Origin of the sequence: Streptomyces sp. SDT5-1, from assembly GCF_052245995.1 — a bacterium.
Taxonomy (GTDB): Bacteria; Actinomycetota; Actinomycetes; order Streptomycetales; family Streptomycetaceae; genus Streptomyces.
Window position 1 is genome coordinate 3,600,103 of sequence record NZ_CM125963.1, and the last position, 17,733, is coordinate 3,617,835.

At 72.2% G+C, this 17,733-nt stretch carries 13 protein-coding genes and 1 other RNA gene; 3 read left to right on the plus strand and 11 right to left on the minus strand.

Annotated elements, in window-relative coordinates:
• Nucleotides 1-145: 145 nt before the first annotated feature.
• Nucleotides 146-1,111 (minus strand): LysR family transcriptional regulator, encoded by a 966-nt coding sequence (locus tag ACTWJ8_RS16750; RefSeq protein ID WP_356376155.1) that lies wholly within the window; start codon nt 1,109-1,111, stop codon nt 146-148.
• A gap of 83 nt (nt 1,112-1,194) precedes the next feature.
• Here ACTWJ8_RS16750 and ACTWJ8_RS16755 point away from each other — a divergent pair, with 83 nt between their 5' ends.
• Nucleotides 1,195-2,391, plus strand: a complete 1,197-nt coding sequence (locus ACTWJ8_RS16755; RefSeq protein ID WP_356376153.1) for an MFS transporter — start codon at nt 1,195-1,197, stop codon at nt 2,389-2,391.
• 1 nt (nt 2,392) lies between these two features.
• On the opposite strand, the gene dacB is transcribed toward ACTWJ8_RS16755, so the two are convergent.
• The 6 genes from dacB to ftsE form a co-directional block, all read right to left on the minus strand.
• The gene (gene dacB, locus ACTWJ8_RS16760; protein WP_443264309.1) at nt 2,393-3,976 is read right to left on the minus strand and encodes a D-alanyl-D-alanine carboxypeptidase/D-alanyl-D-alanine endopeptidase; all 1,584 of its coding nucleotides are present in this window, start codon (nt 3,974-3,976) and stop codon (nt 2,393-2,395) included.
• Nucleotides 3,977-4,157: 181 nt separating this feature from the next.
• Nucleotides 4,158-4,546, minus strand: a transfer-messenger RNA (tmRNA) gene (ssrA, locus tag ACTWJ8_RS16765).
• Between the two features lie 104 nt (nt 4,547-4,650).
• Complete coding sequence (smpB, locus tag ACTWJ8_RS16770; RefSeq protein ID WP_356377886.1) at nt 4,651-5,193, minus strand: SsrA-binding protein SmpB; 543 nt, start codon at nt 5,191-5,193, stop codon at nt 4,651-4,653.
• Between the two features lie 31 nt (nt 5,194-5,224).
• Nucleotides 5,225-6,397 carry a S41 family peptidase gene (locus tag ACTWJ8_RS16775; RefSeq protein WP_356376150.1) on the minus strand — a complete coding sequence of 391 codons (1,173 nt, stop codon included), beginning with the start codon at nt 6,395-6,397 and terminating at the stop codon, nt 5,225-5,227.
• A gap of 78 nt (nt 6,398-6,475) precedes the next feature.
• Nucleotides 6,476-7,393, minus strand: coding sequence for a permease-like cell division protein FtsX (gene ftsX, locus ACTWJ8_RS16780; RefSeq protein WP_356376147.1), 918 nt, complete (start codon nt 7,391-7,393; stop codon nt 6,476-6,478).
• A gap of 51 nt (nt 7,394-7,444) precedes the next feature.
• Complete coding sequence (ftsE, locus tag ACTWJ8_RS16785; RefSeq protein ID WP_356376145.1) at nt 7,445-8,134, minus strand: cell division ATP-binding protein FtsE; 690 nt, start codon at nt 8,132-8,134, stop codon at nt 7,445-7,447.
• Between the two features lie 301 nt (nt 8,135-8,435).
• On the opposite strand from ftsE, the gene ACTWJ8_RS16790 reads away from it, so the two are divergent.
• Entirely contained in the window at nt 8,436-8,627 is a 192-nt protein-coding gene (locus ACTWJ8_RS16790; RefSeq protein WP_306322396.1) for a hypothetical protein, read from the plus strand.
• A 69-nt stretch (nt 8,628-8,696) separates the two neighbouring features.
• On the opposite strand, the gene ACTWJ8_RS16795 is transcribed toward ACTWJ8_RS16790, so the two are convergent.
• The 4 genes from ACTWJ8_RS16795 to ACTWJ8_RS16810 all read right to left on the minus strand — a co-directional run bounded on the left by ACTWJ8_RS16795 (nt 8,697) and on the right by ACTWJ8_RS16810 (nt 14,025).
• Nucleotides 8,697-9,506 (minus strand): hypothetical protein, encoded by an 810-nt coding sequence (locus ACTWJ8_RS16795; RefSeq protein ID WP_356376141.1) that lies wholly within the window; start codon nt 9,504-9,506, stop codon nt 8,697-8,699.
• A gap of 342 nt (nt 9,507-9,848) precedes the next feature.
• A complete protein-coding gene (gene prfB, locus ACTWJ8_RS16800; RefSeq protein ID WP_356376138.1) occupies nt 9,849-10,955 on the minus strand; it encodes a peptide chain release factor 2 in 1,107 nt (368 codons plus the stop codon).
• A 57-nt stretch (nt 10,956-11,012) separates the two neighbouring features.
• Nucleotides 11,013-12,254: a serine/threonine-protein kinase gene (locus ACTWJ8_RS16805; protein ID WP_356376135.1), complete on the minus strand. Its 1,242-nt coding sequence runs from the start codon at nt 12,252-12,254 to the stop codon at nt 11,013-11,015.
• A 133-nt stretch (nt 12,255-12,387) separates the two neighbouring features.
• The gene (locus tag ACTWJ8_RS16810; RefSeq protein WP_443264310.1) at nt 12,388-14,025 is read right to left on the minus strand and encodes a serine/threonine-protein kinase; all 1,638 of its coding nucleotides are present in this window, start codon (nt 14,023-14,025) and stop codon (nt 12,388-12,390) included.
• Nucleotides 14,026-14,452: 427 nt separating this feature from the next.
• On the opposite strand from ACTWJ8_RS16810, the gene ACTWJ8_RS16815 reads away from it, so the two are divergent.
• Nucleotides 14,453-17,539, plus strand: coding sequence for an FHA domain-containing protein (locus tag ACTWJ8_RS16815; RefSeq protein WP_356376129.1), 3,087 nt, complete (start codon nt 14,453-14,455; stop codon nt 17,537-17,539).
• The last annotated feature ends 194 nt before the right edge of the window (nt 17,540-17,733 follow it).

The following is a 17,733-nucleotide window of genomic DNA, read 5'->3' on the forward strand; positions in this document are numbered from 1 at the left end:
CCCAAGGACACGTTCACGGGTGCGCGGGCGGCTTCACGGACCTCCGTAGACCGAACCGGGCCCCCACCCGATCCGAGCGCCCCCACTATCACACCGCACCCGAGTCCTGAATGTAGCGCACACCAGTGACACGCACGCACACACCTCATTCACGACTCAACATAATCTGCACATCTGGGTCCGGAATCCACGACTCCGGGGGCCGTTCCAGCCACCCGTGCTCCGCCGCGAGGGCCCTCGCGGCGGCCCGCAGCGCCCGGATTCCGGGGTGCTCACGCCCCTTCCGCCACACCAGCGACACGGGTGACAGCGGCACCGGATCGACCAGCGGACGGAGCACCGACCCCGGCATGGCCGGAAAATCCACGCCGGTGAGGACCGGGTTCCGGTACTTGGTCATGATCCGGCGGAACTCCTCCCTGCCGACGGCGAGCGGGGCGGGCGGCGCGACCCGGATGCCCCGGCCCTCGAACAACCGCCGGGCGAGATCGGTCCATTCGGGCGTCCGCGGGTTTCCGGCGCCCGCGTAGACGGCCTCCCCGGCCAGCCGGTCGAGCGGCACGGCGTCGAGCTCCGCCAGCGGATGGTCCTGCGGCAGCACGACCGCCATCGGCTCGTAGCGCACCGGTTGCTGGGCGAGGCGCCCGCGCACGGCCGGGTCGAGCCCGGCGAACCGGCCGAAGGACGCGTCGAGGCGCCCCGCGAGGAGCTCCACGGCGGCGCCGGTCAGACCGCTCTCGTAGCGGGCCATCAGCTCGTGCTCGGGAGCCAGTTCGCGGGCCCGCGCGAGCACCCGCTCGTGCAGGAGCCCCGGGCTGTTGACGTCGACGAGGAGCGGCGCGGGCGCGGCGAAGGCCGCGAGCAGCTCGTCCTGCGCCTCGATCACCCGCCGGGCGTGCGGCAGCAGCCTGACCCCTTCGTCGGTGAGCGTCACCTGGCGGGTGGTGCGGCCGAAGAGGTCGACGCCCAACTCCCGCTCCAGACGCCGGATGTCCCGGCTGAGCGCCTGCTGGGCGACGTACAGGCGGGCGGCGGCGCGGGTGAAGTGCAGTTCGTCGGCGACGGCGAGGAAGGCGCGCAGCAGGCGGGGTTCCACATTCGCTGGGGGCACCGGGCGAACTTACAACGCGGGCGCGTGAATCGGCACCGAGTAAGTGTTGGACCCCGTACGTGACCTGCGGCGACGCTCATGGCATGTCCACCGCCACGTCCTACGCCCGGCTGTTCACGATCCCCGGCGCCCGCGCCTTCACCCTCGGCAACCTCATCGCCCGCTTCCCGCAGGGCATGTTCGGCATCAGCGCCGTCATCATGATCTCCGGCGCCCGCGGCTCGTACGCGCTCGCGGGCGCGGTCACCGCCACGGGCCTGGTCGCCAACGCGCTGGTCGGCCCGTGGACCGCGCGCCTCGTGGACCGCCACGGGCAGGCGCGGGTCGCGGTGCCCGCCACGATCGTGTCGGCCTGCGGCTCGCTCGCGCTGCTGCTGTGCGTGCACTTCGGGGCGCCGGACTGGACGTTGTTCGCCGCCTACCTGGCGTCCGCGACGACCCCGAACACGGGCGGCATGTCCCGGGCCCGCTGGGCGCACCTCCTGAAGGAGACCCCGGACGCCCTGCACACGGCGAACTCCTTCGAACAGGCGGCGGACGAACTCTGCTACATGCTCGGCCCCGTAGTGGCCGCGTTCCTCTGCGGCTCGCTCTTCCCGGAGGCCGGCACGCTGGTCAGCGCGGTGCTCATGGTGACCGGCGTGCTGATCTTCGCCGCCCAGCGCGCGACGGAACCCCCGCCCCACGCGCGTACGAAGGCGACGAAAACGCCGCTACGCGCGCGTGGCATGCCGCCCCTGCTGCTCGCCTTCCTCGCCACGGGCGCGATCTTCGGCTCGCTCGAGGTCGTCACGGTCGCCTTCTCCGACGCGCAGGGCCACAAGGTGTGGGCGGGCGGCATCCTCGCCCTCCAGGCGGCGGGCTCCTGCGCGGCGGGACTGCTCTACGGGGCGTGGAAGCCGAGCGGCCCCGCGGCCCGGCGCCACCCGCTGTGCGTCGCCGCGATGGCGGCCCTGATGACGCTGCCGCTGCTCGCGGCCTGGCTGACGGGCTCCCTGTACGTCCTCGGGGGCGCGCTCCTGGTCGCGGGCATGGCGACGGCGCCGACGATGGTGACGGGCATGACCCTGATCCAGGAGCGCACGCCGGCGGGCCAGTTGAACGAGGGCATGACGCTCGCCGTGACCGGACTGCTCGCCGGCATCGCGGGCGGCTCGGCATCGGGCGGCGCCGCGGTGGAGCACTGGGGCCCCACCGCGGCGTACGCGGTCCCCGTCACGGCGGCGACGTGCGCGCTGCTGCTCGCGCTGTACGCCTACGTGCGCGCGGGCCGCGGGTGACTCAGCACCTGGCCGGCTTGCGCCACGCGCACTCCAGGGCGCCGTCCCGCTCGACGCTCGGCACGGCGCGCGTGGACTTCGGCGCGACGGCCTTCGCCGCGTCGGACGTCGACCCTGCGAGGGTCACGACGATGGCGTCCTCCAGGGGCTTCACGGAGTCGACCAGGTAGTTGTTCTGCACCACGCTGTAGACCAGCAGCCGCCCGTCGGCGTCCTTCACGTAGCCCGAGAGCGCCGAAGCCCCCGTCAACGAACCCGTCTTCCCTACGGCGTTGCGGGCGGCGGGCGTGCCGCACATCCGGCTGCGCAGGGTCCCGCCGACGAACCGGTCCGGGTCGCAGGCCACGGGCAGCGAGCGGTACCAGTCGGCGTACCAGGGCTCGTCCCGCACGGTGAGCAGCAGATCGGCGATCTGCCGTGCGGCGAAGTTGTCCTTGCGGGAGAGCCCGGAGCCGTCGACCTGGCGCACCTTGGTCGCGTCGACGCCCGCGCCCTTCAGGTAGTCGGCGATGGCGTCGATGCCGGCGCCCCAGCTCCCCGGCTTTCCGGTCGCCTCGTACCCCATGGCCTTGGTGAGCGACTCGGCGTGCATGTTGTTGGAGAGCTTCATGAACGGGACGAGCAGGTCCTTGAGCGCCATCGACTCGTGCGCCGCGAGCCGCTTCGCGCCCGCGGGCGTCGCCCGGCCGAGCCGGGTGCCCCCGTCGACCTTGACGCCGTGCGCGGCGAGCGCGTCCCGGAACACGGAGGCCGCGTACCCGGTGGGCTCCCACACCGTCACCCACTCCTTGGTGGTGTCCCCACCCACGGGGACGGTGCCGCTGACGGTGATCGTGTTGGTCCCGTGCTGCCGTTCGACGGCGACGGTGTCGTCTCCCCCGGCGCCCACGGTGGACGCTTTCAGATCGATGTCGACGTAATGGTTCTCGGGCGTGACGCTCACGGCGGGCCTGTCGCCCGCCTTGGCCCCGGGCTTCACCTCGACGATCACGGTCCCGGTGTCGTAGTCGGTGTCGGGGGCCACGCTCAGCGCGCTGATCTGGGCGGCGTAGTACGAGGACTCGTCGTCGCCGCCCCAGGTGTCGCCGATCCGGCGGTCGTCGAACCGGGTGTCGTCGGCGACGAGCCGCCCGCTCACCCGCTTCACCCCGGCAGCGGCGACGTCGGCCGCCAGCTTGTCGTAGTCGGCGGCGAGGGTCGTCGGGTCGCCGGTGCCGCGCAGATACAGGTCCCCTTCGAGCACCCCGCCGCGCACCCGCCCGGCGGCCAGCGCGTCGGTGTCGAAGCGGTAGCCGGGGCCGAGGGTGTCCATGGCGGCGGCGGAGGTGGCGAGCTTGGTGTTGGAGGCGGGCATCAGTCGCCCGGTCGGATGGTGCTGGTACAGGGTCTCGCCGGTCTTCGCGTCGGCCACGACGACGCTCGCGGCGCCGCCCTCCATCCGCGGGTCCCCGAGAATCGTGTCGATGGCCTCGGGCAGCCCGCTGGGACTGGAGTCGGCGCCGGCGGGGGCGCTCCAGCTGAGCGTGGCGGCCACGACGACGGCCACGGCGGACAGGGCCCATCTCGATCCCTTGCGTCTCCTCATGGCACAGGAGCATCCCGGACGCACGGGGCCCCGCCAAGACCGCATGACAAAGGCCCGGCGACCGAAACGGTCACCGGGCCTTCGCCCACATGGGATGAGGGGGTCTGGGGGTCATGCCCCCAGAATTCCCGACGGGACGGACAGGGCTCGCGCTTTCTGCGAGCACGGTCCGGGCACCGTCTCGTGGAGATGGCGGGAATCGAACCCGCGTCCAACGGTGAAGGAACAGGGCTTCTCCGTGTGCAGTCTGGTGCGATTTTCTCGGCCCTCCGGATCACCCAGACAAGTCCGGAACGGGCCCAGTCACTGTTTGATTTCCTCTTCCGCCCCGTGACCGGGCGGAAGAGTTTAGTTCCCTAGATTATGCCAGGATCCGGGTCGGGAACTTCCCCGGGCTGACACCCATTTAGGGTCCCTCACTCACTGCTTATTAGGCAGCGAGGGCGAAGGACTGGGAATCGCGCTTAGAATTGGCGATTATTGGTTGCGACATATGGTTAACGAGATCATTGCCGCTTCCTCGACACGCTTCCCCTGCTTCGACATCCGCTGTCGAAACCGATCATCCCCATGTTGATTTTTCAAAGTGGGCCTTTCGACCCGTGCCCCTGCTTGAGGAGCACTGCCATCGTACGTGACCAACGCACGACGATGCCAGCCTATTCCCGGAGGGTTCAGCGCTCCCGCGCCCGCTGCCGCCGCTTCGCCGCGGCGATCGCCCGGTCCGAGTCCCTGCGGTCCTGCTTCTCCCGCAGCGCCTGCCGCTTGTCGTACTCCTTCTTGCCCTTGGCGAGCGCGATCTCGGCCTTCGCCCGGCCGTCCTTGAAGTAGATCGCCAGGGCCACGATCGTGTGACCCGTCTCGTCGGACTTCGACTCCAGCTTGTCGATCTCGTCGCGGTGCAGGAGCAGCTTGCGCTTGCGGCGCACCGCGTGGTTCGTCCACGTGCCCTGGTTGTACTCGGGGATGTGCGCGTTGTGCAGCCACGCCTCGCCCCCGTCGATCTGGACGAACGCGTCGGCCAGCGAGGTGCGGCCCTCACGCAGCGACTTGACCTCCGTGCCGGTCAGCACGATGCCGGCCTCGTAGGTGTCGAGGATCAGGTAGTCGTGGCGCGCCTTCTTGTTCTGCGCGACCAGCTTGCGCTTGCCGTCCTTCTTGTCGGACGACGCCCCCTTCTTGCCCTGCTTGGGCTGGGACTCCTTCGGTACATACATTGCCTTGGCCATAGTGCTGGCCATTTTCGCACTACGAGGGGTCCCCGAGGCCAGTCAATACTGTCTCCGCCCTCCGCAGGGTGTCCGCACCGGTCTCCAGATCGGGCGTGATGCCGCGGCCGTCGACGGCGCGGCCCGAGGGGGTGCGGTAGTGCCCGACGGTCAGCTCCGCCACGGAGCCGTCGGGCAGCCGGCTCGGCATCTGGACCGAGCCCTTGCCGAAGGTCCTGGAGCCCACGACGACCGCTCTGCCGCGGTCCTGGAGGGCGCCGGTGAGCAGCTCGGCCGCGCTCATCGTCCCGCTGTCGACGAGCACGACCACCGGTCTCGACGTGTCGGCGCCGCGCTGCGCGTGCAGGGCCCGCTGCGCCCCGCGCACGTCGTACGTCGCCACGAGCCCGCCGTCGAGGAACGCGGAGGACGCCCTGACCGCCTCGGTGACCAGGCCCCCCGAGTTGCCCCGCAGGTCGAGCACGACGCCCGCGCGCGCGGGTGCGGCGGCGACCGCCGTGCGCACCTGGTCGCCGACGCCCTTGGTGAAGGCGCTCACCTTCACGAGCGTCGCCCCGTCGGCGAGCCGCGTGGAAGAGACGGAGTCCGTCGTCAGGTTGGCGCGGCGCAGCGTCTCGCTCCACGCGCGCGTACCGCGCTGGAGTCCTACGTGGACGGGCGTTCCGGCGTACTTGCCGCGCAGCAGGGCGAGGACCTCGGTGACGGGCCGTCCGGTGACCGGCTCGCCGTCCACCGCGGCGATGGTGTCGCCCGCGCGGATCCCGGCGAGCTGGGCGGGCGAGCCCTCGCGCACCTTGGAGACCCGGACCCGGCCCTCGGCGGTGCGGCGGGCGCGCAGGCCGATGCCGGTGTACTCGCCGTCGAGGGCCTGCTCGAACTCCTTGTACTCGCCCTGGGAGTACACCGAGCCCCAGCGGTCGCCGCTGCGGCTGACGGCGTCCTCCGCGGCCTTCTCGGGCGACTTCCCGTCGGCCATCGCCTCGGCGGCGGCGGCGCGCGGGTCGGTCGGCCCCGCGATCGGCCGCTCATGGGCCGCGACCAGCGAACTGTCCGTGTTCTCCGCGTCCTTCCGGCCCTCTCCGGGCCATGATCCGGTCGCGGCGCCCGCCGCGAGGACGGTCACGAAGATCAATGTCAGGGTCGCCCCGCGACCGATGCGGCGGGGCCTGGAGTACAGATCCGTACCTGACATGTCGGTGAGTCTAGGACAACAAAGGGCGTCGTACGGGCCGTTGACCCGCACGACGCCCTGTGGCGCGAAGGACTCTCGTCACACCTTCAGGTACTTGCGCAACGCGACGAACGCGGCAAGCGCGGGCATCAGCACGCTCACGGCCAGGATGAGCGGCAGCTTCGTCAACACCGAGTCCCAGCCGATGAAGTTGATGAGCTGGAGCTTGTCGGAGAGCGCCACGCCGTTGTCGATCACGAAGTACTGGCCGGCCGCGAGGAAGACGCAGGCGATGCCGCCGCCGATGAGCCCGGCGACCGCGGCCTCCATGATGAACGGCGCCTGGATGTAGAAGCCGGACGCGCCGACGAGCCGCATGATGCCGGTCTCGCGGCGGCGGCTGAAGGCGGACACCCGGACGGTGTTCACGATCAGCAGCAGGGCGACCACGAGCATCACGGCCATCACCGCGCCCGCCGCGTAGTTCAGATAGCCGAGCAGCCGGAAGAGGTTGTCGAGCACGCCCTTCTGGTCCTGCACGGACTGCACGCCGGGCCTGCCGTTGAACGCGGTCGCGATGACCTCGTACTTCTCCGGGTCCTTCAGCTTGATCCGGTACGACTCCTGGAGCTGGTCGGGCGTGAGCGAGCTGGCCAGCGGGGAGTCGCCGAACTGCTCCTTGTAGTGCTTGTACGCCTGGTCCTGCGACTCGTGCGCCACCTTGTCGACGACCGGCAGTTTCTTCAGGTCGCTGAGGATGTCCTTCTTCTGCTCGGTCGTGACCGGGCCCTTGGCGCAGTTCGGGTCGGAGTCGGCGTCCCCCTTGTTGCACAGGAAGATCGAGACGTTGACCTTGTCGTACCAGTAGCCCTTCATCTGGTTGACCTGGTCGCTCATGAGCAGCGAGCCGCCGAACAGCGCGAGCGAGAGGGCAACCGAGATGATCACGGCGAAGGTCATCGTGAGGTTGCGGCGGAGACCTACGCCGATCTCCGACAGAACGAATTGGGCACGCATAGCGTCACTAACGCCTTTCGCAGCTTTCTTGCTCGGTACTTCTCGCGGTTCTCAGTGCTGATAGCCGTAGACGCCACGCGACTGGTCGCGCACGAGACGGCCGTGCTCCAGCTCGATGACGCGCTTGCGCATCTGGTCCACGATGTTCTGGTCGTGGGTGGCCATGACCACCGTGGTGCCCGTCCGGTTGATCCGGTCGAGCAGCTTCATGATGCCGACCGAGGTCTGCGGGTCGAGGTTGCCCGTCGGCTCGTCCGCGATCAGCAGCTTGGGCCGGTTGACGAACGCGCGCGCGATCGCCACGCGCTGCTGCTCACCACCGGAGAGCTCGCCGGGCATGCGGTCGTCCTTGCCGCCGAGGCCGACGAGGTCGAGGACCTGCGGCACGGACTTGCGGATCTCACCGCGGGACTTGCCGATGACCTCCTGGGCGAAGGCCACGTTCTCCCCCACCGTCTTGTTGGGCAGGAGACGGAAGTCCTGGAAGACCGTGCCGAGCTGGCGCCGGATCTGCGGGACCTTCCAGTTGGATACGCGACCCAGGTCCTTGCCAAGGACGTGCACCTGGCCGTGGCTGGCCCGCTCCTCACGCAGGATGAGGCGCAGGAACGTCGACTTGCCGGAGCCGGACGAGCCGACCAGGAAGACGAACTCACCACGCTCGACCTCCAGGGAGACATCCCTGAGGGCGGGCCGGGTCTGCTTGGGGTAGACCTTGGAGACGTTGTCGAATCGGATCACGGGTGCGCCTCGGTGCATCGGGGGGCGTCGGAGCTAGGTGTGCGTGACCATACGCGAAGGGGCGCACGGAGCGCAGGCGCCGTCCCTCGTTGAGCGTTTTGTCCCGCTGTGATGCCGGATACGGCGCCGGAATTGTCCGCCCCGTACCTGGTCAGGGGCGGTACTCCGAGGGGGACGCGCCGAAATTCCGGGAAACTGGCACAGTGGTAGGGGGAACGGTTGCGTTTCCCGGAGCGTTGAGCGGAGAGAACCAGTGGGTACCCCGGTGGCAGGCTCCGCCGCGCGGGAGGAGGAGAAGCGCATGACCTACGACCGACTGGTGTGCGCGAACTGCGCGGCCCCCGTCAGTGAGGGCCGCTGCCCGGTGTGCCGGGCCAATCGCGAGCGGATGCAGCAGCAGAACCCGCTGTCCGCGCTGAGCCCCATGGCGCTGGTGGCCCTGGTGGCGGTACTCGTGGCGGCGATGGCGCTGCTCGCGCACCAGACGGTGTAGCCGCCGCGCGTCAGACCCGCGAAAGGGCCCGGAGCCGATCGGCTCCGGGCCCTTTGCGTGTGCGCAGCGTTACGCGGCGGCGCCGCGGTTGCCGACCACGCGCGGCAGGAGTCGGAAGCCGACACCGCCCGCGATCATCGTGGCGGCGCCGATCACCAGGAAGGTGGTGCCGGAGGAACCGGTCTCGGCGAGCTCGCCGGTGGCCTGGGCCTTGCCGGAGCCGGTGCCGGTCTGCTGGGCGGGCGCGGAGCCGGTGTCGTTCAGGCCCTCCTTGCCCTGGCCCTGCTCGACGGGGTTGTTGTTCCCGTCAGGGGTGGTGTTGTCGCCACCGCCGGTGGACGAGCCGCCACCGGTCGAGGAGGAACCGCCGGTGGACTGGTCGCCGCCGCCGGTGGAGCCACCGGAGTTGCCGTTGCCGCCACCGTTGCCGTTGCCGCCGGAGTTGCCGTTGCCACCGGTGGAGTCGTCGCCGCCGGTGGTGCCGCCGGTCGAGTCGTCGCCACCCGTGGTGCCACCGGTGGAGTCGTCGCCACCGGTACCGCCCGTGGTGTCGTCGCCGCCGCTGGAGCCGCCGGTGACCACACCGGCGACCGAGCCGCCGTCGTCGCCGCCGCTGCCGCCGGTGGTCACACCGGCGACAGAGCCGCCGTCGCCGCCGCCTGCGACGCCGGCGATCGAGCCGCCGGTCTCACCCTCGTCGCCGCCGCCGTTCTCGTCCTCGGTGGGCCAGCAAATCAGGCCGAGCGGGCCGCAGGTCTCGCCGCTCTTCTCGTCGACGGTGGCGGCGGAAGCCGCACCCGCGGCGGTCAGCGAGGCACCGGCCGCGATCACCGCACCGGCCGCTATCCGCGCAACGCGGATCCGCGTCTTCTTGGTCATCAGTCTGCTACCCCCAGTAGCCAATCGTCAGTGGAGCAGCGCCAGGGACTGCACTCAACAGGAGGTAACAGAGGTCTCGTTCGCCCCTCCCCCGTTCACACGCGTCCCACTAATGCGCATGCCGCGCGCCAGCCTTTCCACTTTTGGGATCAACGTCAAGGGCGTTCCCGCACGTGATGTCCACGATTGGGCGACTTGCCCGCCCTACGGACATGTGACTGTGACGTAAATGCCCGGCCAGTCTTCACGATTGGCACACAAGTGAGATCGGCGGTGCCCCAAAAAGTAGGGCAACTGCCGTTCGGTGAACGGCAGTTGCCCGCTTTTCGTTGAAACCCGGAGTTACTTCTCCTGCTGCTTGCGCCAGCGAATTCCGGCCTCGAGGAAGCCGTCGATCTCGCCGTCGAGCACGGACTGCGGGTTGCCGACCTCGAACTCGGTGCGCAGGTCCTTCACCATCTGGTACGGGTGCAGGACGTACGAACGCATCTGGTTGCCCCAGGAGTTGCCGCCGTCGCCCTTGAGCGCGTCCATCTTGGCCTGCTCCTCCTGGCGGCGCCGCTCGAGCAACTTGGCCTGGAGGACGTTCATGGCCGTGGCCTTGTTCTGGATCTGCGAGCGCTCGTTCTGGCAGGAGACCACGATGCCGGTCGGGATGTGCGTCAGGCGGACCGCGGAGTCCGTCGTGTTGACGCCCTGGCCGCCGGGGCCGGACGAACGGTAGACGTCGACGCGCAGCTCGGACTCGTCGATGTCGATGTGGTCGGTCTGCTCGACCACCGGGAGCACCTCGACGCCCGCGAAGGACGTCTGACGGCGGCCCTGGTTGTCGAAGGGCGAGATGCGCACGAGGCGGTGCGTGCCCTGCTCGACGGAGAGCGTGCCGTACGCGTACGGCACCTGCACGGAGAAGGAGGTCGACTTGATGCCGGCCTCTTCCGCGTACGACGTCTCGTAGACCTCGGTCTTGTAGCCGTGCCGCTCGGCCCAGCGCAGGTACATGCGCTGGAGCTGCTCGGCGAAGTCGGCCGCGTCGACGCCGCCGGCCTCCGCGCGGATGTTGACGATGGCCTCACGGGCGTCGTACTCGCCGGACAGGAGGGTGCGGACCTCCATCTCGTCGAGCGCCTTCTTGACGGCCGTGAGCTCGGACTCGGCCTCGGCGCGGGTGTCCGGGTCGTCCTCCTCCTCGGCCATCTCGAACAGCACACTGAGATCGTCGATACGACCGCGCAGCGCCTCGGCCTTGCGGACCTCCGCCTGGAGGTGGCTCAGCTTGCTGGTGATCTTCTGCGCCGCCTCCGGGTCGTCCCACAGGGACGGCGCGGCCGCCTGCTCCTCGAGCACGGCGATATCTGCCCTCATCTTGTCGAGGTCCAGGACGGCCTCGATCGACTCCATGGTCGAGGAGAGGGACTTCAGCTCTTCGGATACATCGACGACTGCCACAGGACCAGCCTAACGGCTGGTGCAAGTGATCCGCCCCGGCCGCCCCCGTCGCCCGCCCTACGGCTGATCGGGCGCGGAATTGTTGCTGTCCGCGGGCGGGGCCTCGTCCGAGCCCGACGACGTGGCCGCCCAGACGCCGCCGCCGACCGCGGCCGCCAGGACGATCCCGGCCACGCCGAAGGTGACGCGTCTGCGGCGCGCCGAGTGCCGGTTGCGGGCCGACCCCGGCCGGGGCGAACCGGAGGCCCGGGGGGCGCGCGCCGTGCCGCGCGCGCCGCCGGCCAGCTCGTCGGGTGCCGGGACCCTCATCGAGGTATGGGTGTCGCGGTTGGAGTCCTTCGGGGCGGAGCCGGGGATCAGGGAGACGGCGCCGCGGCGGGGGCGCTCCGGCGGGTCCTGGGGCGCTTCGGAGCCGGGCTCCGGCTCGTCGGGCGCGGGCTCCGTCTCCGGCTCGTCCACGTCGAGCGGGGGCAGGCCCGCGAGCATCGGCTGCAGCTCGCGGAGGCGCGCGGCCAGCTCGGAGGCGCGCAGCCGGGACGCGGGCGCCTTGGCGAGGCACTGGATGAGCAGCTGCCACAGCTCGTCGGGGATGCCCGGCAGCGGCACCACGGTCTCCGTGACGTGCCGCCGCAGGATGGCGCCGGGGTGACCGCCGCCGAACGGGGTGAAGCCCGCGAGCAGTTCGTACAGGACCGTCGCGAGCGCGTAGATGTCCACGGCCGCGCGCGCGGGCAGGCCCTCGATGACCTCGGGGGCGAGGTAGTCGGGCGTACCGATGATCTTCGTGGCGCGGCTGCGGCGCGGGGTGTCGATCAGCTTGGCGATGCCGAAGTCGGTGAGCAGCGCGGGGTGGGAGCCGCCGGGGCCGAGCTCGCCCTGCATGTCGAGCAGCACGTTCTCCGGCTTGACGTCGCGGTGCACGATGCCGGCCGCGTGTGCGGCGGCGAGGCCCTCGGCGATGTCCGCGACGACGGCGACGGCGGCCTCGGGCGGCATCCGCCGCTCGCGGTCGAGCCGCGTGCGCAGGTCGGTGCCGCGGACGAGGTCCATGACGAGCGCCAGATCGTTCCCGTCGACCACGAGGTCGCGCACGCCCACCACGCGCGCGTGGTCGAGGCTCAGCAGGGCGGTGCGCTCCTGGACGAAGCGGCCGACCAGCTCCTGGTCGGCGGCGAGGTCCTCGCGCAGCAGTTTGATGGCGACCGGACCCTCGGGTCCCTCGCCCAGCCACACCGTGCCCGCACTGCCGCGACCCAGGATCTGGTGTGCGGTGTACCGGCTGCCGATCTTCCGTGCCAAGGCTGCTCCTACAGACGCGTGTTGGCGCCCAAGCTACGCGGCTCGGACGCCAACCATCGCATCAGAGGGGGAATTCACCCGCTGGATGTCGACAAATCTCCAACGTCACCGACGAGTTGCCGTCGGTTGCTGGTCAGTTGCCGGTTTTGCTCCCCAGGTCGCCGATCCAGCCGGTCACCGTGGAGAACCAGTCGGAGATCTGCGCCCAGTAGCCCTTGCCGGTGCCGATCCAGTCCTGGAGCGGCGTGAACTCCCAGACCAGCCAGCTCACGACGAAGAGCATCACGATCATGAACAGGCAGCCCTTGAGGCAGCCGAGGCCCGGGATCCGCATCCGGTTCGGGCTACGGCGGCGCGGCTCGCGCGGCTCCGGCTCCCGGCGCGGGGCCTGGCGGGGCGGCGGCTGCTGCGGCGGCGCGTACTGCTGGGGGCGCTGCTGCGGCTGCGGGGGCTGCTGGCGCGGCTGCTGGTACTGCTGCGGCTGTTGCTGCTGCGGGCGCGCCACCTGGCGCTGCGGGCGGCGGCGCAGCGGGTCCTCGTTCGGGTCGAGGTACTGGATCTGCGTCTGCTCGTTGCGGTCGCGGGCCGCGCGCAGCTGGTCGCCCCAGGCGTCCGGCATCTGCTGCGGCGGACCCTGCGGCATCGGCGGCATGACGGCCGTCGGGTCGGCCTCTCCGCCGTTCTGGTCGTTGCCCTGCTGCTGCATGACGCTCGTCGCCGCGTTCGGGTCGTACGAGCCCGCGGCGGCGCCGGCTGCCGCGCCCGCGGCTCCGGCGAGGCCCGCGGCCGCCGCGTTGTTCGGCAGCACCTGCGTCGGGTCGGCGTCGGACGCACCCGGGGTGTCGGGGACCTGGGCCGGGGTCGGGTCCGGCATCAGGAGGGCGCCGACGCCCTCGGCGGCGGCGATCTGCGCGCTGCTCGCGTGCACGCCGATGCCCTCGGCGACGGTGCGCAGCCCGCGCGCGAGGTTCTCCGCGCTGGGCCGCTCGTCCGGGTTCTTGCGCAGGCAGCGCTCGATGACCGTCCACAGCGGGTCGGGGACCGTCGAGGGGCGGCGCGGTTCGGCGCTGAGGTGCTGGTGCAGGACCTCGAGCGCGGAGCCGCCGGAGAACGGCGGCCTGCCCGTGACCAGCTCGTACAGCAGGATGCCCGCGCCGTAGATGTCGACCGCGCTGGTCTGCGGGCGGCCCTCGGCGGACTCGGGCGCCACGTACGCGGGCGTACCGACGAACTCGTGCGTGCGGGTCAGGCCCGGGGAGTCGGCGAGGCGGGCGATGCCGAAGTCGGTCAGCATCGGCGCCATGCCGCCGTCCTCCTGCTTGAGCAGGACGTTCGCCGGCTTGAGGTCGCGGTGCACGACCCCGTCCGCGTGCGAGGCGGCGAGCGCGTCGGCGATCTGGGCCGTCAGGAGCGCGGCGCCGACCGGCGAGAACGGGCCGTTCTCCCGCAGGTAGCGGTGCAGGTCGGGGCCCTCGACGAGGTCCATGACGAGGGCGAGCAGCTCGCCCTCGACGACCAGGTCGCGGGTGCGCACGATGTTCGGGTGGGTGAGCCGCAGCAGGACGGAGCGCTCCCTCAGGAAACGCATCACGACGTCCGCGTCGTTGGCGAGCTCTTCCTTGAGGACCTTGATCGCGACGGTCTCGCCGGGCTGGCCGGCGACCGCCGCCTCCGCGCCCGCCGTCTCGCGCTGGCGGGCTCGCCAGACGGTGCCCGTGGCGCCGCGGCCCAGCGGCTCCTCGAGCAGGTACTTGCTGCCTACCGGCCGCACGTCATGCGCTCCCTGCATCGGTACTTGCTTGGTCGGACCCGGTTCCGGGTGTTCCGACCCACTCTAGTGGCGGATCCCCCGGTCCCGACTGTCGATCTTCTGTGGCTTCCGCGGCGTCGCCGAGGCGTCCTCACCCGGGTACGGCCCGGGAGCCACCGGTGTTCGACGGAAAGACGCACGGTTGGGGCCGTTGGTTGCCGAGGGACGACGTGACCGATCTCAAGCGGGCAGCGAGCAGGCACTTTTACGGGCAGAGCCGACCAATCAAGATCACTTACGGGTGGCTGGCGGGCGTGTTGTCAGCGGCAAGTGCAAGGATGCCTCCAGCACTGGCTGATGTGCCCGTGGCGGTGGGGGATCTGCGGTGGGGGACCGCGGGGCAGCCCCTCGTTTCCGGGCGCCCGCGCAGAAGGGACCGCAGGCGGCGATGCAGATCCGGCTTACCGTCGTAGACCCCCTGGGCACGCGCCCCGACACGCTCGCACGTGGTGACGACACACTCGCGCGCGGTGTTGACGTGCTGGTCACGGCGCCCGCGGGCACCGCGCTCGCGGCGGTCGCCTCCGGCCTCGCCACGGCCGTCGCGGGCGGCGACGCCGGGACGACGACCCTGTACGCGGGCACCGAGCGGCTCGACGCCCAGCGCTGCGTCCTCGGCGAGCCGCCACTGATCGACGGCGCGGTGGTCGCGCTCGGCGCCCCCGTCGACCCGGGCCCCGAGCCGGACGGGGCGGCGGCCCAGCTGCACGTGGTGGCGGGGCCCGACGCGGGCGGGGTGCACCTGCTGCACGGCGGGCAGATCCGCGTCGGCCGCTCCGCCGACGCCGACGTCTCGCTCGACGACCCGGACGTGTCGCGGCTGCACTGCGCGGTGACGCTCGGCGCCGACGGCCGGATCACCGTGGAGGACCTGGAGTCGACAAACGGGACGTCGGTGGACGGCCGCCCCCTCGACTCCCGTCCCGTGCGGCTCTCCCCCGGTTCGCTGGTGCGACTGGGCGAATCGGCGCTGCGGGTCTCCGTCGCGGGCGATGCGGCCCGCCCCAGGCCGCTGCGGACGGCGCCGGACGGCGAGGGGCACGTCCGCGTGCTCTTCTCCGAGCAGCCCGTCGACGAGCCCGCGCCCGCCCCCGCAGGCGACCCCGACCAGGAGACGCGGCACGCGTACGGGGACTCCGCCTGGGGCGCCGCGTCGCACGGCGGCGCGCGGCCCGTCGTGCCGGAGCCCGAGACGGACGAGGAGGACGACGCCGCGCCCCAGGGCACTCCCGCGCGCGGCACCACGCTGCCGCGCGCCCCGCGCAAGCGCGGGCTCTCGCGCCTGCTGCGGCGCGGCAAGCGGGGCGAGCGCGACGGGTACGACGGCGACGACCAGCAGCACGAGATCCACGAGCCGCACGTGCTGCGCGCCCCGCAGCGCTCCGAGCCGACCGCGGCCCCTGAGACACCTTCGTACGAAGAGGAGCCCCGGCCGCTCGCGGGCGCCGCGGAGACCTGGCCCGACGCCGCCGCGCTGCTGCTCACCGCGCTCGGCCCCGGCCCCCGGCTGTGGGAGCGCGGGCCCGGCCACCCCGAGGCGCTCGCGGTGCGGCTCGGCAGTGTCGACCGGCCGGGCCCCGGCGGGGTCGGGCTGCTGCCCGCCGTGCCGGTGACCGTGGGCCTCGCCGAGGCCGGGGCGCTGGGGCTCGCGGGGCCGCGCGCGCGGCTCGCCGGTCTCGCCCGGTGCGCCCTCGCCCAGCTCGCGACGCTGCACGCGCCGGAGCGCCTTGAATTCGTACTGATCTCGACGGACCGGGCGCGCACCCTGGAGGAGCGGGTCGCGGAGTGGTCCTGGCTCGGCTGGCTGCCGCAGGTGCGGCCCGCGCACGGCCAGGACTGCCGACTGCTGCTCGCGTACGACCGGGAGCAGGCGACGGCCCGTACGGACGAGCTGCTGCGGCGGCTCGACGACCACGCGGCGGGGTACCGGCCCTCCACGCGCGGCGCCGACGAGCCGGTCGCCGCCACGGTCGTCGTGATCGACGGCGACCCCGGCAGCGCCTCGCTGCGGGAGGCCACGGTGCGGCTCGCCGCCGAGGGCGCGGAGGCCGGGATCCACGTGCTGTGCCTCGCCGAGGCGCCCGCGGCCTCGCCCGCCTCGCCCGCCACGCAGAGCTACGAGGCGGCGTGCGCGGAGAGCCCGGCGTTCCGGGCGTGCGGGGCGGTGGCGCTGCTCAGCGGTGACGTGGCGACGACGCTGCGGCTTCACCGGGCGGCGCAGGGGCAGCTCGTCGGGCACGGGACGGTCGGCACGGCCGACGCGGTGTCGCTGGCCTGGGCGGAGCGGTTCGCGCGGGCGCTCGCGCCGTTGCGCACGGACGAGGTGGGCGGCGGGGACCGGCCGGGGGCGCGGGTGTCGGCGCCACTGCCCCAATCGGCCCGACTTCTGGACGAGTTGGGGCTCGCGCGGGCCACGCCTGCGTCCCTCATGGCGCGGTGGGCCGCGGCCGGGGACGATCCGGACTCGCTCGGCGGGCGGGTCTGGGCGGTGCTCGGCGCGGGGCCGCGCGGGCCGCTCACCGTGGATCTCGCGGCCGAGGGGCCGCATCTGCTCATCGAGGGGCCCTCGGGCAGCGGCCGTACGGAGCTGCTGCGTTCGATCGCGGCGTCGCTCGCGGCGGCCGAGCGTCCGGACCGGCTCGGCATGGTGCTCGTCGACGGTACGTCGGGCGGGGAGCGGGCCGAGGGCCTGCGCGTCTGCACGGACCTCCCGCATGTGACCACGCATCTCGCGGCCAACGACCCCGTACGCATGCGGGAGTTCGCCCAGGCGCTCAGCACCGAACTGAAGCGGCGGGCCGAGCTGATCGGGCGGACACACTTCTCCGAGTGGCACACGCAGCGGGCCGTGTCCGAGCGGGTCGTCTCCCAGCGCGGGGCGCCGCTCGCCGAGGGGACCGGGGACGTGGACGCGCCGCCGAGTTCGACGATGCGGTTGCGGCCGGGGGCCGTACGGGAGCGGGCCGAGGCGGGGCCGCCGTTGCCGCGGCTCGTGGTGGTCGTGGACGACCTGGACGCGTTGCTGTCGCCGCCGCTCGGGTCGCCGGGGCGGCCTGCCGCGGGGTCCGTGGTGCGGGCGCTGGAGGCCGTGGCGCGGGACGGTGAGCGGCTCGGGGTGCATCTCGTCGCGGCGTTCGCCTCCGGCGGGGCCGGGGGGTGGACCGCGCGGCCGCGGGTGGTGCTCGACGTTCCGGGGACCGGGGCCGAGGACCCGGCGCCCGGGCGTGGGGTGTTGCACGGGGCGGACGGGCGTGACGTGGAAGTTCAGGCGGGCCGGGTGACCGGGCGCATTCCTCGTACGGCTACGCAGCGGCCCACGGTCGTGGCGCTGGAGTGGGCCCGGATGGGCGATCCGCCGGACCGCCGCCCGGTCCGCGAACTGGGCAACGGCCCCACGGACCTGGCCCTCCTGGCCAGCGCCCTGGACCGCGCGGCCCGCTCCGTCTCAGCGACCGAGGTCCCTTCCTTGCTGTGACGGTCCCGCCCCGCCGTCCGGCCCCGGAGGGCCGGAGTCCGGGGCGGGTGGGTGGGAAACTGGGCGGAGACAGCGGGCTGCCCGGCAACGGGAGGCCTGGCGGGGACGGTGCAGGTGCGCACATCAAGCCCCTGCGGCGATTGAGCAGCGGGGTTTGGGGCGGAGCCCCAAGGCGTAACGACGGTGCGGCAGGA